General features: G+C 66.4%; 24 protein-coding genes. 12 read left to right on the plus strand and 12 right to left on the minus strand.

The window, feature by feature from the left end; all coding sequences use genetic code 11:
• Positions 1 to 4: 4 nt before the first annotated feature.
• The 3 genes from IEW19_RS02450 to IEW19_RS02460 are packed head-to-tail and all read right to left on the minus strand — an operon-like array spanning position 5 to position 2,242.
• Positions 5 to 958, minus strand: a complete 954-nt coding sequence (locus IEW19_RS02450; protein ID WP_188570105.1) for a 1,4-dihydroxy-2-naphthoyl-CoA synthase — start codon at positions 956 to 958, stop codon at positions 5 to 7.
• 22 nt (positions 959 to 980) lie between these two features.
• Entirely contained in the window at positions 981 to 1,421 is a 441-nt protein-coding gene (locus IEW19_RS02455; protein ID WP_188570106.1) for a VOC family protein, read from the minus strand.
• Between the two features lie 59 nt (positions 1,422 to 1,480).
• Positions 1,481 to 2,242 carry a CPBP family intramembrane glutamic endopeptidase gene (locus IEW19_RS02460; RefSeq protein ID WP_188570107.1) on the minus strand — a complete coding sequence of 254 codons (762 nt, stop codon included), beginning with the start codon at positions 2,240 to 2,242 and terminating at the stop codon, positions 1,481 to 1,483.
• A gap of 207 nt (positions 2,243 to 2,449) precedes the next feature.
• Between IEW19_RS02460 and IEW19_RS02465 the strand changes: the two genes are divergently transcribed.
• Positions 2,450 to 3,910, plus strand: a complete 1,461-nt coding sequence (locus IEW19_RS02465) for an amino acid permease (RefSeq protein WP_188570108.1) — start codon at positions 2,450 to 2,452, stop codon at positions 3,908 to 3,910.
• An 88-nt stretch (positions 3,911 to 3,998) separates the two neighbouring features.
• Here IEW19_RS02465 and IEW19_RS02470 read toward each other — a convergent pair whose 3' ends face one another.
• The gene (locus tag IEW19_RS02470) at positions 3,999 to 4,736 is read right to left on the minus strand and encodes a dienelactone hydrolase family protein (RefSeq protein ID WP_188570109.1); all 738 of its coding nucleotides are present in this window, start codon (positions 4,734 to 4,736) and stop codon (positions 3,999 to 4,001) included.
• Between the two features lie 164 nt (positions 4,737 to 4,900).
• Here IEW19_RS02470 and IEW19_RS02475 point away from each other — a divergent pair, with 164 nt between their 5' ends.
• Complete coding sequence (locus tag IEW19_RS02475) at positions 4,901 to 5,914, plus strand: DNA polymerase IV (protein WP_444541730.1); 1,014 nt, start codon at positions 4,901 to 4,903, stop codon at positions 5,912 to 5,914.
• A 181-nt stretch (positions 5,915 to 6,095) separates the two neighbouring features.
• On the opposite strand, the gene IEW19_RS02480 is transcribed toward IEW19_RS02475, so the two are convergent.
• Positions 6,096 to 6,272, minus strand: coding sequence for a CsbD family protein (locus IEW19_RS02480; protein WP_188570110.1), 177 nt, complete (start codon positions 6,270 to 6,272; stop codon positions 6,096 to 6,098).
• 131 nt (positions 6,273 to 6,403) lie between these two features.
• Here IEW19_RS02480 and IEW19_RS02485 point away from each other — a divergent pair, with 131 nt between their 5' ends.
• From IEW19_RS02485 to IEW19_RS02500, 4 genes are all read left to right on the plus strand, one after another.
• The gene (locus tag IEW19_RS02485) at positions 6,404 to 7,078 is read left to right on the plus strand and encodes a pentapeptide repeat-containing protein (RefSeq protein ID WP_188570111.1); all 675 of its coding nucleotides are present in this window, start codon (positions 6,404 to 6,406) and stop codon (positions 7,076 to 7,078) included.
• Positions 7,079 to 7,197: 119 nt separating this feature from the next.
• Positions 7,198 to 8,424, plus strand: a complete 1,227-nt coding sequence (locus IEW19_RS02490) for a thiolase family protein (RefSeq protein WP_188570112.1) — start codon at positions 7,198 to 7,200, stop codon at positions 8,422 to 8,424.
• Positions 8,424 to 9,233, plus strand: a complete 810-nt coding sequence (locus IEW19_RS02495) for an enoyl-CoA hydratase/isomerase family protein (protein ID WP_188570113.1) — start codon at positions 8,424 to 8,426, stop codon at positions 9,231 to 9,233. The genes IEW19_RS02490 and IEW19_RS02495 overlap by 1 nt, the downstream gene beginning before the upstream one ends.
• 3 nt (positions 9,234 to 9,236) lie before the next feature.
• Positions 9,237 to 10,112, plus strand: coding sequence for a 3-hydroxyacyl-CoA dehydrogenase family protein (locus IEW19_RS02500; RefSeq protein ID WP_188570114.1), 876 nt, complete (start codon positions 9,237 to 9,239; stop codon positions 10,110 to 10,112).
• 6 nt (positions 10,113 to 10,118) lie between these two features.
• On the opposite strand, the gene IEW19_RS02505 is transcribed toward IEW19_RS02500, so the two are convergent.
• Positions 10,119 to 10,352 carry a DUF6480 family protein gene (locus IEW19_RS02505; protein ID WP_188570115.1) on the minus strand — a complete coding sequence of 78 codons (234 nt, stop codon included), beginning with the start codon at positions 10,350 to 10,352 and terminating at the stop codon, positions 10,119 to 10,121.
• 74 nt (positions 10,353 to 10,426) lie between these two features.
• Here IEW19_RS02505 and IEW19_RS02510 point away from each other — a divergent pair, with 74 nt between their 5' ends.
• On the plus strand, positions 10,427 to 11,044 hold the full coding sequence (locus IEW19_RS02510; protein ID WP_188570116.1) for a GNAT family N-acetyltransferase: 618 nt from the start codon (positions 10,427 to 10,429) through the stop codon (positions 11,042 to 11,044).
• A 1-nt stretch (position 11,045) separates the two neighbouring features.
• Here IEW19_RS02510 and IEW19_RS02515 read toward each other — a convergent pair whose 3' ends face one another.
• The gene (locus tag IEW19_RS02515; protein WP_188570117.1) at positions 11,046 to 11,900 is read right to left on the minus strand and encodes an SGNH/GDSL hydrolase family protein; all 855 of its coding nucleotides are present in this window, start codon (positions 11,898 to 11,900) and stop codon (positions 11,046 to 11,048) included.
• 147 nt (positions 11,901 to 12,047) lie between these two features.
• On the opposite strand from IEW19_RS02515, the gene IEW19_RS02520 reads away from it, so the two are divergent.
• Both IEW19_RS02520 and IEW19_RS02525 read left to right on the plus strand, forming a co-directional pair.
• The gene (locus IEW19_RS02520; RefSeq protein ID WP_188570118.1) at positions 12,048 to 12,779 is read left to right on the plus strand and encodes a tyrosine-protein phosphatase; all 732 of its coding nucleotides are present in this window, start codon (positions 12,048 to 12,050) and stop codon (positions 12,777 to 12,779) included.
• A 56-nt stretch (positions 12,780 to 12,835) separates the two neighbouring features.
• Entirely contained in the window at positions 12,836 to 15,445 is a 2,610-nt protein-coding gene (locus IEW19_RS02525) for a S1 family peptidase (protein WP_229748271.1), read from the plus strand.
• Between the two features lie 3 nt (positions 15,446 to 15,448).
• Here the strand turns inward: IEW19_RS02525 and IEW19_RS02530 are convergent, their stop codons facing one another.
• Positions 15,449 to 15,892, minus strand: a complete 444-nt coding sequence (locus IEW19_RS02530) for a PaaI family thioesterase (protein ID WP_188570119.1) — start codon at positions 15,890 to 15,892, stop codon at positions 15,449 to 15,451.
• Positions 15,893 to 16,036: 144 nt separating this feature from the next.
• On the opposite strand from IEW19_RS02530, the gene paaZ reads away from it, so the two are divergent.
• Positions 16,037 to 18,148 carry a phenylacetic acid degradation bifunctional protein PaaZ gene (gene paaZ, locus IEW19_RS02535; RefSeq protein WP_188570120.1) on the plus strand — a complete coding sequence of 704 codons (2,112 nt, stop codon included), beginning with the start codon at positions 16,037 to 16,039 and terminating at the stop codon, positions 18,146 to 18,148.
• A gap of 211 nt (positions 18,149 to 18,359) precedes the next feature.
• Complete coding sequence (locus IEW19_RS02540) at positions 18,360 to 18,755, plus strand: VOC family protein (protein ID WP_229748272.1); 396 nt, start codon at positions 18,360 to 18,362, stop codon at positions 18,753 to 18,755.
• Positions 18,756 to 18,864: 109 nt separating this feature from the next.
• On the opposite strand, the gene IEW19_RS02545 is transcribed toward IEW19_RS02540, so the two are convergent.
• From IEW19_RS02545 to IEW19_RS02560, 4 genes are all read right to left on the minus strand, one after another.
• Positions 18,865 to 19,170 (minus strand): hypothetical protein, encoded by a 306-nt coding sequence (locus IEW19_RS02545; RefSeq protein WP_188570122.1) that lies wholly within the window; start codon positions 19,168 to 19,170, stop codon positions 18,865 to 18,867.
• Between the two features lie 104 nt (positions 19,171 to 19,274).
• Entirely contained in the window at positions 19,275 to 19,880 is a 606-nt protein-coding gene (locus IEW19_RS02550; RefSeq protein WP_188570123.1) for a TetR/AcrR family transcriptional regulator, read from the minus strand.
• A 137-nt stretch (positions 19,881 to 20,017) separates the two neighbouring features.
• Complete coding sequence (gene paaK / locus IEW19_RS02555; protein WP_188570124.1) at positions 20,018 to 21,370, minus strand: phenylacetate--CoA ligase PaaK; 1,353 nt, start codon at positions 21,368 to 21,370, stop codon at positions 20,018 to 20,020.
• A gap of 7 nt (positions 21,371 to 21,377) precedes the next feature.
• The gene (locus IEW19_RS02560; protein WP_188570125.1) at positions 21,378 to 21,848 is read right to left on the minus strand and encodes a hotdog fold thioesterase; all 471 of its coding nucleotides are present in this window, start codon (positions 21,846 to 21,848) and stop codon (positions 21,378 to 21,380) included.
• Between the two features lie 339 nt (positions 21,849 to 22,187).
• On the opposite strand from IEW19_RS02560, the gene pta reads away from it, so the two are divergent.
• The gene (pta, locus tag IEW19_RS02565; protein WP_188570126.1) at positions 22,188 to 24,317 is read left to right on the plus strand and encodes a phosphate acetyltransferase; all 2,130 of its coding nucleotides are present in this window, start codon (positions 22,188 to 22,190) and stop codon (positions 24,315 to 24,317) included.
• Positions 24,318 to 24,356: the final 39 nt, after the last annotated feature.

Genomic DNA, 24,356 nt, shown 5'->3' on the forward strand with positions numbered 1-24,356 from the left:
TGCCTTAGAAGTAGTGCGGAAAGCGTGACCAGTCGGGGTCGCGTTTTTGCAGGAAGGCCTCCTTGCCCTCCACAGCCTCGTCCGTCATATATGCCAGGCGGGTAGCTTCACCGGCGAACACCTGCTGGCCGGCCAGGCCGTCGTCGGCCAGGTTGAAGGCGAACTTCAGCATGCGGATGGCCTGCGGGGACTGCCGGGCGATGTCCGCCGAGTACTCCAGCGCCACCTCCTCCAGCCGCGCGTGGTCCACGGCCTCATTCACCGCGCCCATCCGAACCATGTCCTCTGCGGAATATTCGCGTGCCAGGAAGAAAATCTCGCGGGCGGTTTTTTGCCCCACCTGCCGGGCCAGCAGGGCCGAGCCGTAGCCGGCGTCGAAACTTCCCACGGTGGCGTCCGTCTGCTTGAACCTGCCGTGCTGCCGGGATGCAATGGTGAGGTCCGCCACCACGTGCAGCGAGTGCCCGCCGCCGGCTGCCCAGCCGTTGACGACGGCGATGACCACCTTGGGCATGGTGCGCATGAGCCGCTGGACTTCCAGGATGTGCAGCCTGCCGGCGCGGGCGGGGTCGATGGTTTCCTGCGTCTCGCCGTCGGCATACCGGTAGCCGTCCCTTCCCCGGATCCGCTGGTCGCCGCCGGAGCAGAAGGAATGGCCGCCGTCCTGGGGGGACGGGCCGTTGCCGGTGAGCAGGACGGTTGCGACGTCGGGCGTCATCCGGGCGTGGTCCATGGCCCGGTAGAGCTCGTCCACGGTGCCGGGCCGGAACGCGTTGCGGACCTCGGGGCGGTTGAACGCGATGCGGACCGTGGGCAGGTCCCGGACCCAGCCGCCGTCGGTATCCCGCTCCACCTGGCGGTGGTAGGTCATGTCCTGGAAGTCCTCGAAACCGGAGACCACCCGCCAGCGGGTGGGATCGAAGACATCGGACACCGGGGCGGGGATCTGGTTGCTCACCGTCCAAGTCTAGTAATCGGTGTCAGCTGATGCAGAACTCGTTGCCCTCGGGGTCCGCCATGGTATGCCAGGAATGCGGGCCCTGCCGCGCGGACCAGAGGAAGGAGGCGCCGCGGGCTTCGAGTTCGCGCCGCACGTCGTCCTTGTCCCGGCCGTCGAGCCTGACGTCCCAGTGCACCCGGTTCTTTACCGTTTTCCCCTCGGGTGCGGCCTGGAACAGGATCCGCCGCTCCGGGGCCGGAGCCTCAATCTCCTCCGGCGGCCGGATGGCTGCGCCGTCCTTCCACACCAGGTCGCCGCGGTGCGTCATGGTCTGGTCCTCCGTGGCGAACCCCTGCTCGACCATGGAGCGGATGAATCCGGCGTCCTGCGGCTCCACCGCCCACTGCAGGGTTTCTGCCCACCAGTCTGCGAGCTCGTGCGGCCGGGCGGAATCGACAACTATCTGGATGTTCAGTCCCATCCGTCCACGGTAAATGCGGCGGGGGCGTTGCGGAAGATCTTTGGGGGAGCCGGCGGTACCTACGCCTGCACGTTCTGCATCTGGTTGAAGACTTCGGGCGGGATGGCGTAGACCAGGATTACGGCCAGCAGGTTCTTGGATGCGTGCACGAAGTAGGAGAACATCACGTTCCTGCCGGTCCACATGTAGACGAACACCAGCGTGGCGCCCATGGCCAGGTAGGGCAGCAACGCGGTGACGGTAATCGCTTCCTGCCCCACGATGTGCAGGGCCGCGAACAGCCCTACGGACAGGGCGCAGCAGATCCAGACGTTCACCCGCCTGCCCAGTTTCCCGATCAGGAGGTGGCGGAAGATGTATTCCTCCACGAAGGGGCCCACCACTACCAGGAGCGGAACCATGAGCCAGGCGGGGACCTGCTGCATCAGCGCCTGCAGCCCGGCCTGGTTCGCGGAGGTTTCCACCTGCCCGTTTGCGGCCACCACCACCGCGGTGAGGATCATCATCGCGATCACCGCCGCGGGCACCATCAACAGCGTGAACCAGGGCCGCGTTGCCAGGACCTTAAGGTCGCGGACCACCACTTTGCGGGCCGCCAGGAGCGCGAGTATTCCCACCGAGGCATAGAACAGCAGGTTCACGGCGTAAGAGGCCGCCGCCGGGGAGGGGGTAATCTGCCGAAGGAACGGGGCCACCAAATCACCCGCGGCAGCGAAGAACCCGGCAATCGCAACATAGAGGCACAGGGTGGCCAGGTCCATGGCGGAGAAACGGTACAGCTGGGGCTGCGGAGCGGGCGGTAAGCGGCGGACTGTGGCCATGCCTCCAGCCTATCGCCGGGCACCCGGATGTAGTGCGCGTCACGTACCACCCCCGACGGTCTTGTAGGATGATCAGGTCGCGTGAAGCTTCGGCAGTTCGACGATTTGCCCTCACAATTGCTGGTTGCACGGCCCACAGGCCGAATTTTGTGAGCTTGATCATACGAAGTCCGGATGCGGCCAACCCCCAACCCACAAGGAACAGTTGTGCCTCAAAGTACCCCCACAGACCTAATGAACAGCACGGCGCCATCCACCGCCGTCGACCCCTCCCTCAGCGCCGAGGGCTACAGCAAGACCCTTGGCCGCCGCCACGTCACCATGATCGCCATGGGCGGCGCCATCGGCGTGGGCCTCTTCATGGGAGCCGGCGGGCGCCTGGCCTCCACCGGCCCGGCCCTGATCTTCTCCTACGCCATCGCCGGCGTCATCGCCTACCTCCTGATGCGCGCCCTGGGCGAACTCATCATGTACCGCCAGACCTCCGGCTCCCTGGTGAGCTATGCCGGCGAGATGTTCGGCAAAAAGGGCGCCTTCATGTCCGGCTGGATGTACTTCATCAACTGGGGCATGACCGGCATCGCGGAGCTCATCGCGATCGGCCTGTACTTCCAGTTCTTCTTCCCCAACGTCCCCGTGGAAGCCTCGGCCATCGCCGCGCTGGCACTCCTGGTGGCCGTCAACCTGCTCAGCGTCAAGGCGTTTGGCGAGTTCGAATTCTGGGCGTCCTGCCTCAAGGTCGGCGCAATCGTCATTTTCCTGGCCGTGGGCACCTTCATGGTGGTCACCAACGCCAAGGTGGGCGACGGCCACGCATCCGTGTCGAACCTCTTCGCGTCCGAGGGCGGCATGTTCCCCAAGGGCGCGCTGGTGATGGTCCTGGTCCTGAATGCCGTGATCTTCGCCTACAACGGCATCGAGTTGGTTGGCGTCACCGCCGGCGAGATGCAAAAGCCGGAACGCGAAGTGCCCAAGGCGATCCGCGCCGTCGTACTCCGCATCGTGGTGTTCTACGTAGGGTCCGTCCTGCTGCTGGCCATGCTGCTTCCGTCCGACCAGTACAAGGCCGGCACCTCGCCGTTCGTCACCGTCTTCGGCCAGATGGGCCTGGGCTGGGTGGGTGATGTGATGAACATGATCGTCATCACCGCAGCGCTTTCCTCCTGCAACTCGGGCCTGTACTCCATCGGACGCGTCTTCCGCACCATGGCCAACAACGGCCACGCCCCGCAATGGCTCACCAAAATGTCCAAGCGGCACGTCCCGTACGCGGCCATTCTCGCCATCGCCGCGTTCTACCTGGTGGGGATCCTGCTGAACATCTGGCTGGGCGGCTCGCACGCGTTCGACCTCGCCCTGAACACCGCCTCCATCGGCGTGATCTTCTGCTGGGGCTCCATCTTTGCCAGCCAGATCGTGCTCCGGCGCCGCAAGGGCGTCACCTCCACCCTGCCCATGCCCGGTTCGCCATGGACCAGCTGGGCGGGCATGCTGGGCCTGCTCGCCATCACCGTGCTCATTGGCTTCGACACCATGACCAGCAAGGACGGCGAAGTGTTCTACCTGGGCCTGTGGACCCTGGCCACCATCCCGTTCTTCGCCGTGGTCCTGTGGCTGGGCTGGCAGAAGGTCAAGGACAACCAGCCCAAGAGCGAGCTCTACAGCTAGCATTTTTCACGGAATAACGTTCGACGGCGGGCCGTCCCCTGGGTGGGGCGGGCCGCCGTCGGCGTTTCATACGGACGGTGGGGAGCGCTCACTCCTTCAGGTACCGGGCGAAGTGGTCTTCAATGCGCTGCCAGGCCTCGGGCGAGGACGCGGGATCCGGGCCCACGCCCATGACCCGCATCAGCGGCCTGAGGAGTGCCGGCCCCTGCTCTTCATCATTGAGGAAGGCGTGGCCGGCTGTGGGGAACTCCTTGACGCTGTGCTCGATGCCCAGCTGGTCGAGGGCCGATTCGAGCCGGGCCGCGGCTCCTTTCAGGGACTTGTCCGCGCCGCCGTAGTTGGCCACGATGGGGCACGCGCCGCGCAATGCTTCCACCAGCTCCTCCTGCTGCTTTCCCGGGAGCCTGCCATAGTTCACTGAGGCGGCGTCGAACCCGTCCCGGGCCACCAGCAGGGCGAACCCGCCGCCCATGCAGAAGCCGATCACGCCGGTTCTGCCGTTACCCAGCTCCGACTGCGCAAGCCAGGTGCGCGCGGTGGCGATGTCGGTAAAGGGCCGGCCGCTGCGGGCGGCCATGGCGCGCATGGTTCCCACCAGGCAGCGCCGCGCGCCGCCGTCGCTGTACAGGTCCAGCGCCAGGGTGAGGTAGCCGGCGCGCGCCAGCCGGTCCGCGTGCCGGCGGGTCTGGTCATCCAGGCCGAACACTTCGTGGATCATGACGACGCCGGGGAAAGGGCCCTGTCCGTCCGGTACGGCGAGGTAGCCCCGGAGGGAAGGCGATCCGCCGGCTGCGATGCTCTGTGCGCTCAGGTCTACGTAGGTCATGCCCAAGGCTAACCGTCCGCCTGCGGAAAGTCCGCTGCTTGACTTCCAGTGCCGGAGAATGCGGGCAAAGGTGGCTTGCGCCGCGTGGCCGCGGCAGACTTGGGCATGTGAGCGAACAGTGGGTGCTGCATGTGGACCTGGACCAGTTCATCGCTGCCGTTGAAATGCTGCGCCGCCCCGAGCTTGCGGGCAAGCCTGTGATCGTGGGAGGCCGCGGCGATCCCACCGAGCGGGCAGTTGTGTCCACGGCTTCCTATGAGGCCCGGGCCTATGGCGTCGGCTCCGGAATGCCGCTGCGCGTCGCCGCACGGAAAGTACCGGACGCTGTCATCCTGCCGGTGGACCACGAGGCCTACCTTGAGGCGTCGGAGAAGGTCATGGCGGTGCTCCGGTCGCAGTCCGGAACCACCGTTCAGGTGCTCGGTTGGGACGAGGCGTTTGTTGGCATCGAGGCCAGGGACCCGGAAGCCTTCGCCCGGCAAATCCAGCAGGCCGTCCTGGCGGAAACCCGGCTCCACTGCAGCATCGGGATCGGGGACACGCTGGTCCGTGCCAAGGTTGCGACGTCGTTGGGCAAGCCGGCGGGCATCTTCCGGCTCACGGAAAGCAACTGGCTGGACGTCATGGGGAAGCTGCCCACGATCGAGCTGTGGGGCGTGGGAACCAAGGTGTCGCGCCGCCTTGCCACCCTTGGCATAAAAACCGTTGCGGAACTTGCGGCCGCGGACCCCAACCACCTTGTCCCTGAGTTCGGGCCGAAGATGGGTCCGTGGTACGCCCAACTGGGACGGGGAGACGGCGCGCGGGTGGTTGACGACACGCCCTGGGTGGCCCGCGGGCACAGCCGGGAAACCACCTTCCAGCGCGACCTGACTGATCCGTCGCAGGTTGACGACGCCGTCAGGGAGTTGGCCGCGCGCGTGATGGAGGACGTTGCTGCCGAGGGGAGGCCGGTGGTCGGGCTGACGTTGAAGGTGCGCTACGCCCCGTTCACCACCAGGACGTATGCGCGGAAGATTCCCGAGACGCCGGATCCCGCGGAAGTACTGGCGCATGCCCTCGATCTCGTAGCGAAAATCGAGGCGGGACGCCCTATCCGGCTGCTCGGCCTGAGGGCCGAAATGACGATGCCGGACGATTCACGGCAGGGGCATACTCCCACCCGGAGCGGATGGTGACCCGGGAACTTTCCCATCCACCGATCCTGATCGATTGCTCCGTAAATGCCGTTTTGAAGCGTCATAACGGCATTTACTCAGCAATCGATGGTGGTGGACAGCGAAACGGCGGCAGGTCCGATGGACCCGCCGCCGTCGGACTGGTGCAGCATGCCGTTCGCTGCGGCTGCATCAGCAATGACTACTTGCGCTTGAACTCGTCCTTCACACTTTCGCCAACCTTCTTGGCATCCGCCTTGACCTGGTCGGCCTGGCCTTCTGCCTTGAGACGGTCGTTGCCGGTAGCGTTGCCTGCAGCTTCCTTGGCCTTGCCGCCAAGGTCCTCTGCCGCGTTACTGATCTTGTCTCCGAGGCCCATGGTTCCGGCCTCCTTTCGTTTCCATCGATCAACCGTGCCCTTTAAGGCTAAACAAAGCTTGCTTACTATTTCAAGTCCCCGCCGCACCCTCCCTGTTTCTCGTCAGCGGCGCTGCCGTTAGGCTCGGAGTCATGGATAAAGTGCGTGGCAAGGGAGCTGTCAAGGTGGCTCCGCCCCGGCTCTCCCCAGTGGAGCTGGAGGACCTTGAAGACCTGCCGGACCCGGCTTTCCAGCGCAGCGAACGGCATGAGGGCATCCGGTTCAGCCGCGCCGCCGGGGACGGGCTCGACCTTGGGGGAGCTGTCTTTGCCGAGTGCCGGTTCGACGGGGTTTCGTTCCATGAGGCCCAGCTCCGCGGCGCCTCGTTCCGTGACTGCGTCCTGGCGGAACTGTACGCGCCGGTATTCCGTGGTGCCCGCAGCACCTGGCGCGAGGTTGAGTTCCGGAATCCCCGCCTGGGCTCCGCCGAACTGTACGAAAGTGGCTGGCAGTCCGTGCGGATCGACGGCGGCAAAGTGGACTTCATCAACCTCCGCGGCTCCAAGCTCACTGACGTGTTGATCAGCGGGTGCATCATCAACGAACTGGACCTCGGCGCCGCGGGCGCAACCCGCGTAAAGCTGGAGGACTGCACCATCGGATCCCTGGACCTGACCGGAGCCAAGCTGAAGGACTTCGACCTCAGGGGTACGGCATTCCGCAAGATCAGCGGGCTGGGCAGTCTGTCCGGACTCGTCATTGACGAGTATCAACTGGGCCTCCTGGCGCCCCTGATTGCCGCACACCTTGGCGTCACCGTCCTGTAAGCGGATGCGCACCGGCGGCCGTGCCGTGTACCATTTACAGAACGAACGGTCGGTAAGTGGAGAATTCCGCTGTGCCGGCCGCCGATGACAGTGCTGTTTATCGCGTGAAGGGTGTTTCCATGGCTGCAACCGCAGGTCCGCAGGCTTTCCTTGTTGGTGGGGTCCGAACGCCCGTGGGCAGGTACGGAGGCGCGCTGTCCTCCGTGCGGCCGGACGATCTTGCGGCGCTGGTGGTCCGCGAAGCAGTGGAACGCGCCGGGCTGGATCCGGAGGGCATTGACGAGGTAATCCTGGGCAATGCCAACGGGGCGGGCGAGGAGAACCGGAACGTAGCCCGGATGGCCACCCTGCTGGCTGGGCTGCCGCTCCACATCCCCGGGATCACCGTCAACCGGCTCTGCGCCTCCGGCCTCAGTGCCATCATCCAGGCAAGCCACATGATCAAGGCCGGCGCCGCGGACATCGTCATCGCCGGCGGCGTGGAGTCCATGAGCCGCGCACCCTGGGTACAGGAAAAGCCCGCCGCCGCGTTCGCCAAGCCCGGCCAGATTTTCGACACATCGATCGGGTGGCGCTTCACCAACCCGCACTTCCAGCACGGCGGCCTGTCCCGCGACGGGAAGATGACATACTCCATGCCCGAAACGGCGGAGGAGGTGGCGCGGGTGGACGGTATTTCCCGGGAAGACGCTGACGCGTTCGCGGTCCGCTCCCACCAGCTCGCCTTGGACGCCATCGAGGCCGGCCGTTTCAAGGACGAGATCGTGCCCGTGACGGTCAGGACCCGCAAGTCGGAGACCGTGGTGGACACGGACGAAGGCCCGCGCCCCGGTACCAGCCTGGACGTTCTCGCCAAACTGAGGCCGGTGGCGCACGGCGGATCCGTGGTCACGGCCGGCAACTCCTCGTCCCTCAATGATGGCGCTTCGGCCATCATCGTTGCCTCGGAAGCAGCCATCGAACGCCTGGGCCTGACACCGCGCGCCCGCATCATCGACGGCGCCTCCGCCGGCTGCGAACCCGAGATCATGGGCATCGGCCCGGTCCCCGCCACGCAGAAAGTGCTCAAGCGCAGCGGGCTCAGCATCGGTGACCTGTCCGCCGTCGAACTCAATGAAGCCTTTGCCACCCAGTCCCTGGCCTGCATCCGGCGGCTGGGCCTGGAACCGGAGATCGTGAACCGCGACGGCGGCGCCATCGCCCTGGGGCACCCGCTCGGTTCCAGCGGGTCGCGGCTCGCCATCACCCTGCTGGGGCGGATGGAACGCGAAGACGCCAAAATCGGCCTCGCCACCATGTGCGTCGGCGTGGGCCAGGGCACCGCGATGCTGCTGGAGAAAATCTGATGGCGGCCGCCGTGGACCTGGCCTCCGAAGACTTCTCCGCCCTCCTGGTGGAGGAGCGGGACGACCGCGTGGTGGTGCTGCTCAACCGGCCCGGGGTGAAGAATGCAATCGACCAGCAGATGGTGGACGAACTCCATACCGTCTGCGCCGCGCTTGAACAGAACCCGAAAGTGCTGATCATCGCCGGGGTGGACGGGGTCTTTGCCTCCGGCGCTGACATCGCCCAGTTGCGCGAACGGCGGCGGGACGATGCCCTGCAGGGGATTAACTCCACAATTTTCGTCCGGATCGCCAGGCTGCCCATGCCGGTCATCGCCGCGCTGGACGGCTACTGCCTGGGCGGCGGCGCGGAGCTCGCATATGCCGCGGACTTCCGGATCGGCACCCCCAATGTGCGCATCGGCAATCCGGAAACCGGCCTGGGGATCCTGGCTGCCGCCGGTGCCAGCTGGCGGCTCAAAGAGCTCGTCGGTGAGCCGCTGGCCAAGCAGATCCTCCTGGCCGGGCTGGTCCTCGGAGCGGATGAAGCCCGCGCCGCCAACCTCATCACCGAAATCCACGATCCCGCCGACCTCCTGGACGCCGCGCACAGCCTGGCCAACAGGATAGGACGGCAGGACCCGCTGGCCGTCCGCATCACCAAATCCGTGTTCCACGCACCTGCGGAAGCGCACCCGCTTATCGACCAGCTGGCCCAGGGCATCCTCTTCGAGTCCCAGGCCAAGTTCGACCGGATGCAGGCCTTCCTCGACCGCAATGCGGCGAGGAAGGCAAACGCAGCCTCCGCCACCTCCGCCGACGGAAAGTAGACCATGAGCAACACTGAACTAGCCGCCGGCCTTCCCCGCTTCGTGGGAGTGCTGGGAGGCGGCCGCATGGGCGCCGGCATCGCCCACGCCTTCCTCATTAAGGGTGCCCACGTGCTGGTGGTGGAGCGCGACGACGTCTCCGCCGAGGCTGCGCGGGAACGGGTGGAGTCGGCAGCGCTAAAGAGCATTGAGCGCGGGGCTGTGGACGCCAACTTCGAGGAACTGGCGTCCCGGCTGACCGTAAGCACCGACTACGACGCCTTCGCCGGCCGCCAACTGGTGGTGGAAGCGGTTCCGGAAAGCTGGGACCTCAAAGTGACGGCGCTGCGGGGCATCGAGGAGCGGCTGGCGGAGGACGCGTTCATCGCCTCGAACACGTCCTCACTGTCAGTCAACGGCCTGGCCCGCGAACTGAAGCGGCCGGAAAAGTTCCTGGGCCTGCACTTCTTCAACCCGGTGCCCGCATCCACGCTCATTGAGGTGGTGCTGGGGGAGCGCACGTCTCCCGGACTCGCTGCCGCGGCAAAATCCTGGGTTGAGGGACTCGGCAAGACCGCCGTCGTCGTCAACGATGCCCCGGGATTCGCGTCCTCACGCCTTGGCGTGGCCATCGCTCTGGAGGCCATGCGGATGGTGGAGGAGGGCGTCGCCTCGGCGGAGGACATCGATGCCGCGATGGTGCTGGGCTACAAACACCCCACCGGGCCGCTCAAAACCACTGACATCGTGGGCCTTGATGTGCGCCTGGGCATTGCCGAGTACCTGCATTCCACCCTTGGGGAGCGGTTTGCGCCGCCGCAGATCCTCAAGGACAAGGTGGCCCGGGGGGAACTGGGACGCAAGACCGGCAAGGGGTTTTTCGACTGGCCCAGCCAATAGCGCCGGCTAGTCGAAAAAGCCCACGATGTAGCCGATGAAGTACAGGAGGCAGAGCAGGACCACGACGCCGATGATGGCGATCCAGAGGAACTGCGTGCCCTTTCCCGGCCCCCGCTCCTCACGGCCTTGGGGGCCGACGGTGGATGCCTCGCCCGGGGGGGTTTCGCCGGGCGGAACACCGCCGCCCGGCTCCAGTCCTGTGATCTTGTCTTCCTCGGGATCCGGGTTGGTTCCTGACACAATAACTCCCTCGCTCAAAGGTCGTGGTGCTGTCCCCAGCGTAACCCGCCCTGCCGGCGGCCTAGGCTGGTGCCGTGACTTTCCTTGAACCCCTTACCCTGACCGGCCGCCACGTAATCCTGGAGCCGCTCGCCGAAGAGCACCACGACGGACTGCTGGAAGCTGCCATGGACGGCGAGCTGTGGAAGCTCTGGTACACGTCGGTGCCCGCGCCCGGCGCGATGGCAGCGGAAATCCGCCGCCGGCTCGCACTGCAGGAACAGGGATCCATGCTCCCGTTCACCACTCGGCTGATCGACGCCGGCACGGGCAGCCCGGGCCGCATCATCGGCATGACCACGTACATGAACATCGACGCCGCCACACCTCGGGTGGAAATCGGCTCCACCTGGAACGCAGCCTCGACGCAGGGGACCGGAACCAACCCCGATTCCAAGCTCCTGCTGCTCCGGCACGCCTTCGAGGTGCTGGGCTGCCCGGCCGTGGAGTTCCGCACGCACTGGCTGAACCACCAGTCTCGGGAGGCCATCGCCCGGCTGGGCGCCAAGCAGGACGGGGTGCTCCGCAGCCATTCACGGACCAGTGACGGGAACCTGCGGGACACCGTGGTGTTCTCCATCCTGGACCATGAATGGCCGGCGGTGCGCGCCGGGCTCGAGTACCGGCTGTATCGGCGGGGGTTAGGTGCCTGAACTAGGGAGCCGAGTAAACGCCAGCCTGGTTGAGCGCTGAGTAGTACGCCTGATAGCCCTTGGCGTTTGGGTGGAAGCTATCGGCATTGCCCGTGGCAGCGTTGATCCATGGGTCACCCGGCGTCAAGGCTCCGTGGCCGAGGAACTTCAAGCGCACATCGACGTACTGCACTTTGGGGTCGCCGGCGGTAGCCCCGTCGGCGAAGGCTGCTGCTTCCGCAATCGACCCATCTAGGTCGTCAGCCAGTTGCGTGGCCTGGTAGATGAACAGCGCCGCCGGACTGGTCATGCCCCCCGGGATGGGGTCGATCAGGTAGGGGTAGCCGGTCACCACAATCTTGGCGTTGGGCGCTGCCGCCCGCACGCTATTGATCATCGAAAGCACATTGTTGTAGAGCTTTTTGCTCTGGATCAGCGTGTTGGCAGTGGTTGTGGCGTCCAAGCAATCCTGACCTGGTGTGACATTAATGAGCGCCACGCCGCAGGCACCGATGATGGAACCGAAGCCGATGTCATTGCCGCCGGCGGTAATGGTCACCAGTTCGGTGCTTTTGTTCAGCTGGCGGAGCTGGGTGTTGACCACGTCCGAGGTTGTGTTGCCGCTGCAGGCCGCGTTAACCACCAACTGGATGGCTTTGCTCTGGTCAGCGAGCTCGGAATAGGCGTTGTCGCTGCGGTAGCAGGCATCCAGGTAGGGTCCCGCCCCTTGTCCGGCAGCAAAGGAGTCTCCCAGCGCGATGTATTTGGTTTTGTCCACTGCCTGCGCCGGGGCCGCGGCGAGGCTGGCGGCCATCACCAGGCTGGCGAGGCTGGCCGCGAAAGCCGGGACTCGGCGTCGTAATGCTGCATTTCCCACTGGGTTCCCCTTTGAACATTAGTCACTTGAAGTAGCTGGTGTTGCAACAGTATGGCCCAGCAGGTTGAGCGTCTGAGGCCTTTGTACCCTTCCGGTTCCGTGCTTTTGTGACGTGGTGCTGAGTGACCAATGTGATTAGCTGATCGGATGAAAGACGTGGGCAGGTCCGTGGATTGGGATGGCGCTGTCAACGCCTGGCACGTTTCGGGCGGCATCTACCGGATGGGGCGGCGCGAGTGGCTCACTGAAGCAGGGTGGAAGCAGGCTTTCGACGACGGCGTCCGCACCATTGTGGACCTGCGCAACGCAGCGGAGGCGCGGCACCGGGACACCGATCCTGTGGTGCCTGCGGCTGCCTTGGCGGGTATCGACGTGGTGCAGGCACCCACCGAGGATCCCGGCGATCCGCGGTTCACCGCCGTTACCGGGCCCTACCTGAACGATCCTGCGCACTACGCCGAGAACGCCCGGCTGTTCCCGGAAAAGCTGGTGGGCGTGTTCCGGGCCATTGCCCTGGCCGCACCCAAGGGAGACGTCGTACTGCACTGCGCCGCCGGACGCGACCGCAGCGGCCTGGTGGCTGCCATGATCCAGGACCTGTCGGGTGACCCAGACGAGGCAATCGCCGAGGGCTACCGGCGGGCCGCCCGCGGCATCAACGAGCGCTACCGCACGCACGGGCCGCCGCACAGCCGCGAACGGTACCTGGACCAGGCGGAACTGGCGCCCCTGCTGGAGGAACGTGGCCTGGCGGTGGTCGCGTTCGTCCGCGGCCTGGATGTCCGAAGCTTCCTGCTCGCGAACGGACTGCAAGAGGCGGAGCTGGAGGCCGTCCTGGCCCTCTCCGGAATCCGTGCGCATAGAATGGGACGCATGTGACGCATGTGACGTAAGGGAATGATGCCTTCGTTACGTTAGTAGGCGGAGAGACTTCGATGACTGGGACGGTTGCACCAAGGAACAAGATTCTTGCCGGGGGCGTGATGGCTGGGATCATTATTGCGCTGGGCGCTGCTGCCGGGCCAACGGCAGCCTTTGCGGGGAGCTCCACGCCGGGCGACCCGGCGGCGGGCAACCCTGTAGTTTCGCCAACGCCCACTGGCGGGCCCGGAACCCCCCAGTCCGGCGGGCAGGCAGATCCTTCGCCTTCGCCTGCTCCCTCCGGTGCAGGACTCCCTGAAGCCGTGCTGCGTGACCTGGGCATGACCATGGCGGAATTCAACACGGCAGGCGAGCTGGGGCGGCAGGCGGTGCAGGCCTTGAATTCCCTGCAAGTGCTTCCGGGCTATGCGGGGATCAGCCTTGGAAACGGGATGATCCAGGTGCGCGGCACCGGTTCTGCCCTGCAGGCGCGGGTGGACGAACTGAACAAGTCCGGCGGGGCAAAGTTCGTGCTCGTTGCACCCGCAACGCCGGAAGCACCAGTACCAGCACCAGCGCCGGCAACACCAGCGCCGGCTGCAGCGCCGCAGCCTCACGCCGCTGCAACTGCTGGCCCGGGCCGGGACCGCCAGATCGCAGTCAGCGCCGATCAACTCTTCCAGGCCTATCTGCGGGATGTCGGAACAACAGGGCTGCAGGCTGTGGTCTCCGAGGCGGGAAGATTCGTCATCCGGACAGGCGGAGTCGCCGCGGCACAGTCGACACCTGACGGCGGTGCAGCGGCAGCCGCCCCGAACCAAACCGGTGCCGTGGCGAGCCCCGGAAAGATCTCGCCATCGGAATTCGTCTCGAAGTACGCCAACGTAGTGCTCGACGGCGCTGCCCCCCTTAAACCGGAAGCTGACGTCCCCGGCGGGGTGGGCTACAGGTCCGACAACGGGTTCACCTGTTCGACAGGCTTCTCCGCCTTTGGTCCGGCGGGACTGCCTGCGGTCCTTACCGCCGGGCACTGCGCAGAAGACGGTACTGCGAAAACGGTTGACCTGCTGCTTGGGGGAGCACCGGCCGGCCGGCTGGGGAGCTTCCAGTTCAGCCAGTTTGGCGGTCCTGGAAACTCCCCGGTGCTCAACCCCACAACCCCCATGGGCCCGGACTACACCGCGGTCACCGATCCGGGAAACGTTGGAACCGACATTGCCGTCATCGGTGCGATCCGGCAGGACCTGGACCCGCTGCCGGCCGCCAGTACCCACGGGGACCCTTCGGAGCCAGGTCCGGACGTGAAGATCATCGGAACGGCCTCCCCGGTGCTGGGCATGCCGGTCTGCCGCTCGGGGTGGAGGACGGGGTGGTCCTGCGGGCACATCGGTGCCGTGGGGATCTTCCTGGTGGGCGGCCCCACCTATGTCGACAACCCCTCCGATCCCAGGCATAACGATATCCGTGCGTTCAACGGGTTCCTCTCCTACGACGTCCATTCCGCGGGTGGTGACTCGGGCGGCCCTTGGATCAGCGGAAACTTCGCGGTGGGCACCCATTCCGCAGGTAACTCGGGCGGTGCCCAAAACATCGCCGTGGCGGCCACCCTCCAGGACTCCCTGAAGGTGCTTCCCGGGTACCAACTGGAACTCTTCCTCAATAAGCCCGAACTCGTGGCCCAGGCAGACAAAACGTTCAAGGCAGGGGCCAGCATCACGGGCCGGGTCCCGGCCGCCCCGGCCTCCGCCGTGGCCGCCGGTTCGCAGGTCCGAATCACCTATTCCGGCCGGCAGCCGTTCGACGTGCCCGTGGATGCCGCCGGCAACTGGTCCTTCACCGCACCGGAAGCGCCGGGACCATTTACTTTTACGGCTGAGACCGTGAACGGTTTCAGCCGCTCGGGTCCCGTATCACTGAGCATCGTCATTGCGCCATCGTTCCTTCCCGCGCCGGCCATAACCACCCCAGCGAACGAGCCGCTGCCCGGGTTGAAGACCATCGAAGGCACGGGAACGCCCGGCGCCACAGTCACCCTGTCCGGGGACGTCGCAGGCTCGGTGCTGGTCGGGACCGATGGCCGCTGGTCGGTTTCACTGCCGGCCCCGGCGCCGTACGGCAAGGTAGTCGCCACCGCAGTGCAGTCATACCCGGGCCTCCCCGACAGCCCCGCCACCACGGTTGTTTTTTCCGTCACGCCGCCACCCCCGGCCGTGACCAGCCTTACCGACGGGCAGCACCTCAAGCAGGACGCGCTGCCGGCGAGCATTGCCGGAACCGGACTGAACGGCGCAGACATCACGGTGTCCATCGACGGAAAGCCCGCAGCCGGCACGGTCGGCGGGGGCGCAACGGGATCCCGCTCCGTGGGGACAGGCCTGGCACCGTTGGTCCTGGTGGCAGGTGGAACCTGGAAGGTTCCCTTTCCCGCCGGTCTGGGCGCCGGCCCCCACACATTGTCGGTGACGCAGACGGTGGACGGCGTGGCGTCCGGCCCCGCTGACCTCACGTTCACCGTCGACGCCCCGCCCCCGGTTCTTCCGGCCGGGAACATCACAAATGGGGCTCTCGCCGCCACCGGATCCGCCGGGGTAATGGCCGCCGCGGCCGCCGCTGTGGCCGCGCTCGCCGTCGGAACCCTGCTAATGGTGCTGGTCCGCCGCAGGAAGCGGTCTTCGGCCCGGTAGCCGCTACTTGTGGCGCTTCATCAGCAGGTTGGTGATGCGCAGCGTGCACAGCCGCTGGCCTGCCTCATTGGTGATGAGCACCTCATGCGTGGTCAGCGTGCCGCCCAGGTGGATGGGCGTGGCCGTGATGGTCACCTGGCCCTCCCGCGCCGAACGGTGGTGGGTGGCGGAAACGTCCACGCCCACCGCCGTCTTGCCCATGGTGCTGGCGTGGATCACCGCGGCCCAGGACCCTACGGCCTCGCCCACGGCAAGGGAGGCGCCGCCGTGCAGCAGCCCGAACGATTGCCTGTTGCCCTCCACCGGCATGGTGGCCACGACGCGTTCCACGGACTCCTCCAGGATTTTCACGCCCATCTTCTCGTCCAGCTCACCCAGGGTGATTTTCCAGAGTTCGTGCGCGGACGGCCGGTTCCCGGCGGCATCCGTGGGGGACGGGGCGTTCATAAGTTCTCCTTTGAGGCGGCCAGATTCGGTCCTGGCCTTCTAGTCTGCAGCACGGCACTTCATGTATGGTGAATATATTACCGAACGGACGGTCAGTAATGGCTGTCCTGTTTGCCTGCCCCCTTGTTGGAAGGACCGTCAACGATGACCACCACAGCCACAGCTCCCCAGGCCACGGTCGACACCGTGGAGACAGTGCCCAGCTTCGTCATGGATGCCTGGTGGACTCCCGACGCCGACTCGTCGGCTTCCGCGGTCCCCGTCCGGGACGCGAGCACGGGGGAGATCCTGGCCAAGGTAAGCACGGAGGGGCTGGACCTCGCAGGCGTGGTGGAATACGGACGCACCACCGGCCAGGTTGAACTGGGCAAGCTGACCTTCCACCAGCGGGCCCTCAAGCTCAAGGAGCTGGCGCAGTACCTGAACGGCCGCCGCGACCACTTCTACGCGTTCTCCGCGCAGACCGGCGCCACCAAGATCGACTCGATGGTGGACATCGACGGCGGCATCGGCGTCCTGTTCACGTTCGGTTCCAAGGGCCGGCGCGAACTGCCCAATTCGCAGGTGGTGGTGGAGGGGCCCTTGGAGGTGCTCTCCAAGGACGGGTCGTTTGCCGGCGAGCACATCTATACGCGCATTCCGGGCGTCGCCGTGCAGATCAACGCCTTCAACTTCCCGGTCTGGGGCATGCTCGAAAAGTTCGCCCCCGCTTTCCTCGCCGGCGTCCCCACCATCGTCAAGCCCGCCACCCCCACGGGATACGTTGCCGCCGCGGTGGTCAAGGCCATCGTGGAATCCAACATCCTGCCCAAGGGTTCCCTGCAGCTGGTCTCCGGCTCTGTCCGCGGCCTGCTGGACTTGCTGGACTACCGCGACCTGGTGGCGTTCACCGGCTCCGCGTCCACTGCCAAGTCGCTGAAGTCCCACCCGAACGTGGTGGAGGGCGGCGTCCGGTTCACCTCCGAGACCGACTCCCTGAACGCCGCCATCCTGGGCCCGGATGCGGTGGAGGGCACCCCCGAGTTCGATGCCTTCGTCAAGTCCGTGGTCACCGAAATGACCGTCAAGGCCGGCCAGAAGTGCACCGCTATCCGTCGCGCCATTGTGCCCCAGGAACTGGTGCCCGCCGTGTCGGCGGCCATCGGCAAGCGCATATCGGAGCGCATTGTCCTGGGTGATCCCCGCGGGGAGGGCGTCACGATGGGCGCACTTGCGTCCGTGGAACAGCTTGAGGATGTCCGTGCGGCCGTGCAGTCCATGCTCGACGCCGGCGGTGAGCTTGCGTACGGAACGCTCGATTCGCCGTCGGTCACCTCCGCCGACGGAACCACCGGGGTAGTGGCCGCCGGGGCGTTCATGGCCCCCGTTGTCCTGAACTGGGACAACCCGGAAGCCGAAGCCATCCACTCGCTCGAAGCGTTCGGGCCGGTGTCGTCCGTGATCGGCTACAAGGACCTGCCCGACGCCGTCCGGCTGGCGGCCCGCGGCGGCGGCTCCCTTGTGGCCTCGGTGTGCACCAACGATCCCGGCGTGGCCCGCGAACTGGTCACCGGCATCGCCGCGCACCACGGCCGCGTCCTGATGCTCAACCGCGAGGACGCCCGCTCGTCCACCGGCCACGGTTCGCCGGTTCCCCACCTGGTCCACGGCGGACCGGGACGTGCCGGCGGCGGCGAGGAGCTGGGCGGCATCCGCTCCGTGCTGCACCACATGCAGCGGACCGCCATCCAGGGCTCCCCGAACATGCTCACCGCCGTCACTGGTGTGTGGCACGCGGGAGCTGACCGCAACTTCACGCTGGAGACCGAGGGGATGCACCCGTTCCGCAAGGCCCTTGCCACCCTCCGGATCGGTGATGCCGTCCGTTCGGAGCTGCGGCAGGTGACGCTCGAAGACATCGACGCGTTCGCCAACTCCACCGGCGACACGTTCTACGCCCACACCAACCATGAGGCGGCGGAAGCCAACCCGTTCTTCCCCGGCATCGTGGCGCACGGCTACCTGCTGCTGGCTTGGGGCGCCGGGCTGTTCGTGGAGCCCGCCCCGGGCCCCGTGCTTGCCAACTACGGCCTGGAGAACCTGCGCTTCATCACCCCTGTTGCGGCAGGTGATTCGATCCGGGTAACCCTCACGGCCAAGAAGATCACCCCGCGCGAAACCGACGAATTCGGCGAGGTGGCCTGGGACGCCGTGCTCACCAACCAGGACGACGAAATCGTGGCCACCTACGACGTCCTCACCCTGGTGGAGAAGTAGCCCCACCAGACGCCCGCCCACTTTTGGCAGTCTTTCTCTAAACGCCGGCTCACTTTTCTTAGGACAGTGAGCGGGCGTTTGGCTTTTGGTAGTCAAAGGTGAGCGGGCGTTTGGGGGATTTGGGGCGGGAAGGTGGGGAGTTGGGGCGGGTCTTTTTGGGTCACGCGGGCGTAAGATTCTGCCCGTAGGAGGTGGCCCAATGACCCTGAGAATGAACACAGCCACAACCATCCTGCCAGTCGATGATGCCGCGCGCGCCCGCAGCTTCTACACCGAAAAGCTCGGACTGCCGCACCGCGGAAAGACGGACGATGGAAGCGAATTACTAGGCACGGACGGCGGCCCGATGCTGCAGCTGATGCCGGTCTCCGACGGCAGGCACTCCGAACACACCGCGCTGAGTTTTGAGGTCGCGGACATCGAGGCAACCGTCCGCGACATGGAGGCCAGGGGCGTAACCTTCCAGGACTACGACCTGCCCACCCTGAAGACGGAAAACCACATTTGTACCACCGGGTCGGAAAAGTGCGCGTGGTTCATGGACACCGAGCACAACATCCTGTGCGTCCACCAGAACCTTGGCGGCGAACTGGAGTACCAGGTTTAGGCAGGCAAGCAGGCAGGCAAGCGGGCCGCAGCCAGGCCGCAAACCAAAGCAGCAGGGGTGCCCCGGTCGGATCGGGGCACCCCTGCTGCTTGTCTTTGGGCGGCGCGCGTCAGCTTTCGGCGCCGCCATGCAGGCTGTCGTCGCTGCTGTCATCCTCGGGGCCGGTGCCGCGGCCGTCTTCGCTGCGGTCGGAGAGGTCCATGTTGCCACGGGCTTCATCCATGGTGGGGCCTCCGGAGGGGATGCTGTACGTGTCCGGGCGGACGCCGTGCGACTGTTCCTCGATCAGGGCCTGCTCCTCGCTGAAGCGAATCACGTTGGCTTCGTCGCCCGCGTCGCCGGGAACGTCTTCGCGGAGCTTGGACGGGTCCGGAACGATGAATCCGGCCTCGGGTTCTTCCTTGTGGTGGCTCATTTTCTTTCCTTCCTCCGGATGGTGGCTTTCTACCACCGTAGCCGGGAAACAGGGAAAATACCAAGCACACTTATCATTCTGCGGCGTACCCGGGCGGCGGGGACTTAAGCTTCTGCGTGCAGGCCCTCGAACGCCATGGTGATAACGTCGTCGGCCAGCCGCTGCGGCGAGAGGGAACCGCCCGGCTTGTACCACTCCACGATGGAGTTGATCATGCCGAACAGGAGCCGTGAGACGGTGCGGGGGTCGATGTCCGCGCGAAGCGACCCCTCGTCGCGGGCGGCCGAAATCAGGCCGGCCACCTTGTGGTCGAAAGTGCGGCGCCGTTCCAGGGCGTCCCGCTCGATGTCAGTATTGCCGCGGAGGCGCAGCAGCAGGGTAACGAAGGGCAGTCGGTCCACCAGTACCGCAACTGTCTGACGGAGCACGAACTCAAGCCGGGCGTCGGCCGCCCCCGACGTTGCCTCCGGCTGCTCCAGGATGGACTCAAGGCCGCCCAGGGCATGGTCCAGGGCGAGTTTGAGGAGATCACCCTTGGACGGCACGTGGTGGTAGATCGCAGACTTGGAGATGCCCAGGTTCTCGGCGAGGATTCCCATCGAGGTGGCGTCGTAGCCGTGCCGGTTGAAGACGTCCACTGCGATGCGGAGCACCGACTGCTGGTCGTATCCGGGGCGGCCGCGCTTGGTGGGTGCATCAGTTGTGGGCATACGCGCCATTTTCTCATGAACGTTCGGTTACTCTGGCACCGGCGCGCCCCCAGCCGTTGGCCGGGGACATGCGGCCCTGCGGGCAGCGGGAAGAGGGAAACGCTGCCGCCCCGGGGCGGCAGCGTTCCGGGGGCGCCTTAGCCCTTCGGGCGCAGGTCGTAAATCCGCCGCAGCTTGCCGTTGGACCGCTCCAGCGACCCCGGCTCCACCACGTCCACCGAGCACGAAGAACCCACGTGGATCTTGATCTGTTCCTTCAAGGTGCGTGCCGCCGTCGTGCTCTGCTCGATGGTGACGGTGTCCCGGCGCTCGATCCGGACGGTCAGCTGGTCCATCCGCTGGCCTGTCGGACGGGTGAGTTCGAGCTGGAAGTGCGGGCTGAGTTCGGGGATGCGGAGGGCAATTTCCTCGATCTGGGACGGGAAGAGGTTCACGCCGCGCAGGATGATCATGTCGTCGCTGCGGCCGGTGATGCGGCCCATCCGGCGGTGCGCGGGCCGTGCCGTTCCGGGCAGCAGGCGGGTGAGGTCCTTGGTGCGGTAGCGGATGATCGGCAGGGCTTCCTTGGTGAGGGAGGTGAACACGAGTTCGCCGTGTTCGCCGTCGCGCAGGACGTTTTCCTTGCCGGCCACCGGGTTGAACGGGTCGATGATTTCTGGGCGGAAGTGGTCCTCCCAGATGTGGCTGCCGTCCTGCGTTTCCACTGCCTCGCCGGCGACGCCCGGGCCCATCACCTCGGAAAGGCCGTAGATGTCGCAGGCCTTGATGTTCATCATGACTTCGAGCTCGTGCCGCATCTCCTCGGTCCATGGCTCCGCGCCCAGTACGGCGTACTTCAGGGAAGTGGAGGCGGGGTCGATGCCCATGTGCGCCATGGCGTCGGCGATGGTGAGCAGGTAGGTGGGGGTCGCAAGGATGGCGTCCGGCTTGAAGTCCTGGATCAGCTGGATCTGGCGTTCGGTCTGGCCGCCGGAGATGGGGATGACCGTGCAGCCCAGGGCTTCGGCGCCGGCGTGGGCGCCCAGGCCGCCGGTGAACAGGCCGTAGCCGTAGGCGTTGTGGACCTTCATGCCGGGGCGGATGCCGGAGGCGCGGAAGCTGCGGGCCACCAGTTTGGCCCAGTCGGCCAGGTCCTGCTTGGTGTAGCCGACGACGGTGGGCCGGCCCGTGGTGCCCGAGCTTGCGTGCACGCGGGCTACTTCGCTCTGCGGGACGGCGAACATGCCGAACGGGTATTCCTCGCGCAGGTCGTCCTTGGTGGTGAAGGGGAAGTTGCCGAGGTCGTCCAGTTCCTGCAGGTCGTTGGGGTGGATGCCGGCGTCGTCGAACTTGCGCTTGTACAGCGGGACCCGGTCGTAGGCGTAGGCCACGGTGTGCTGCAGGCGGCTGAGCTGGAGGGCTTCGAGCTCGTCGCGGGAGATGGTTTCCTCGCGGTCCAGGCCAGGGTCGATGCCGGCGGCGGCGGGGGTTTCGGGGGCATGCAGGGTCATGGTTTTCCTACTTCTTGGGGATGGTGCGGCTGCGTCCGCGGAACTCGGCGATGAGCTCGCCCGGGGAACTGGGCTGTGATTTGGAAGCCGGTGAACCGGCGCCGGCGGCGAAGATCTGGATGTCGTACAGGCCGCTGCGGCCGGCGCTGGAGCGTCGGTCCGCGACGGCGGTGAGCACCTGGCCCCGGAACGCCGGCTTCAGGAAATTGATGTCCACGCCGGAGGCAACGGTGATGGTGCCTTCCTCGCCGGGTGCAGGGTGGATGGGGTTGCACGCCAGGGCGAAGGCGGTATCGCCGAAGGCGAAGATCATTCCGCCGTGGGCCATGCCGAAGCCGTTGAGCATTTCCTGCCGGAGGGTCATCCGGATGGTGGCATGTCCGTCGCTGAGGGCGAGGACCTCGATTCCCATCCATTCGGAGGCATAGTCGTTTTCCAGGATGGGGTGGGTGGCCCCGGAAAGGGTGGTCTCAGCCATGCGTCATTGCCTCCAGCTTTATTTACCGAATGTTCATTAGGTAATCCCATGAGGGGGTCCGGTGTCAAGGGGGATGCCCTTCCGGTGCGGGGCCTTCCTGCCCACTTACTTTGGTGGCCCGGGGCGTCAGGCCGGGGACACGCCGTCGTCCGCGGCGCGCCGCAGGCTGGAGGGAAAAGCAACTGGGCTGGAATGCACGACGGCGGCCCGCACCCCTCCCCGCGAGACGGCACTTGGCGGCAGTCGCGGCGGTGAACACTGCCCTTAGGTGGCAACTCGCGGGGAGGGAAGTGCAAGGATGGGAGGACCGGCACCAGCAAGAACAGCAAAGGGCGGACCATGGCCAAAGGCATCTACGTCAGCGCAACCACACCCGGCTCGGGCAAGTCCCTCGTGGCCTTGGGTCTGGCGGACACCCTGCACCGGCACGCGGACAGGATCGGATTCTTCAAGCCGGTGGTTCACGGGTCCCCGGCTGACGATCCCATGGTGGCGCTGATGAAAGCCCGTTTTGCACTGGAGGACGAGCGCTGCCGCGGCGGGCTGACCTATGACGAGGTCCGCACCCTGCTGGCAGAAGGCAACCGGGCGGAAATCGACGCCCGGTGCGTGGAGATCTTCGCCGACATCGCCCGCAACTGCGACGTGGTGATCGTGGAGGGGACGGACCTGGTGGGCCAGGACTCCGCCGTCGAGTTCGACCTCAACGCACGGCTGGCCAACAACCTCGCCACGCCCGTGGTGGCGGTGGTGGGGGCCAAAGGCCGGACAGTGGGCGAAGCCGCTGCCGCCGTCGAAGTTGCCCGCAAGGAACTCGCCGCCGAAAAGTGCGCGCTGCTGGCCATCATGGTCAACCGGGCGGACGCCAGGGACCTGGATGCCATCGCCGCCGCCGTGAAGCCGGGTGCTTCCGGCCGGCCCGTGTACATCCTGCCCGAGCTGGAGGAGATCGCCCGGCCCACCACCGGCGAGGTGGCCGCAGCTCTGGGCGTCCGGCAGATCGCGGGAACCCCGGACATGGAACGCGACGTCAGGGACATCAAGGTGGCCGCCATGAACGTGGGCAACTTCCTGAACGTGCTGGACGAGGGCGCCCTGGTGATCGTTCCGGGGGACCGGGCGGACGTGATGGTGGCCTGCCTGGCGTCCTCCTTCTCGCCCGAGTTTCCCGTGCCATCCGCGCTCATCCTCACCGGCGGCCTGGCTCCGGACGCCAACATCTACCCGCTCCTGGCCCAGGCGCCGTTCCCCGTGTTCGCCGCGGACGAGGACACCTATCACACCGCCCGCCGGGTCTCCGAGGTTCGCAGCGAGATCTGGTCGGGGCACCGCCGCAAGGTGGCCTCCGCGCTGGGCCTGTGGTCGCGTCGCGTGGATGAAGCTGAGTTGGTGGAACGCCTGCACCTGCCGCGGCCCGAGCGGATGACCCCGCTGCGGTTCCTGCACGACCTCATCGAGCGCGCGCGGGCGCAGCGCCGCCACGTGGTGCTGCCGGAGGGCACGGATGTCCGGATCCTGCGCGCGGCCGAGATCCTGCACCGCCGCGACGTCTGCGACCTGACGCTGCTGGGACCGGAATCCGACGTCCGTGAACTGGCCGGCGCCAACGGCATCGACCTGTCCGGCATCAACGTCATCGATCCGGCCACGTCAGACCTGCGGCTGAAGTTCGCCGCGAAGTACGCCGAACTGCGCGCGCACAAGGGAGTGGACCTCCCCAAAGCCCTGGAAATCATGCAGGACGTGAGCTACTTCGGAACCATGATGGTCCAGCTGGGCGTCGTGGACGGAATGGTCTCCGGCGCCGCCCACACCACGGCCCACACCATCCGGCCGGCCCTGGAGTTCGTGAAAACCCGCGAGGGGGTGAAGATCGTGTCCTCGGTATTCCTGATGCTGATGCCGGACCGGGTGCTGGTCTACGGCGACTGTGCCGTGAACCCGGATCCGAACGTGGAGCAGCTGGCGGACATCGCCCTGGCCTCGGCCGGGACCGCCGCCCAGTTCGGGGTGGAGCCACGGGTTGCCATGCTGTCCTATTCCACCGGCGGCTCCGGCTCCGGCGAGGCGGTGGACGAGGTGCGGCAGGCCACCGAGCTGGTGCGCCAGCGCCGGCCCGACCTCGCCGTGGAGGGCCCCATCCAGTACGACGCCGCCGTGGACGCCTCGATCGCCGCGTCCAAGATGCCCGGTTCCACCGTGGCCGGGCAGGCCACCGTGTTCATCTTCCCGGACCTGAACACTGGCAACAACACGTACAAGGCGGTGCAGCAGAGCTCCGGGGCCGTGGCGGTGGGCCCGGTCCTGCAGGGTCTGCGGAAGCCGGTCAACGACCTCTCCCGCGGCTGCACCGTGGAGGACATCGTGAACACGGTGGCCATCACGGCAATCCAGGCGCAGGCCCAGGGTCCAGCGCAAGCGGAAAGCCAGGCTCAAGCCCACACTCCGGCAGGGGCACCGGCCTCCTAGGACACCATGCACAAAAGTACGACGCCGGCACTTTCTTGA

The sequence above is a fragment of the Arthrobacter liuii genome (genome assembly GCF_014639275.1).
GTDB classification, from domain to species: Bacteria; Actinomycetota; Actinomycetes; order Actinomycetales; family Micrococcaceae; genus Arthrobacter; species Arthrobacter liuii.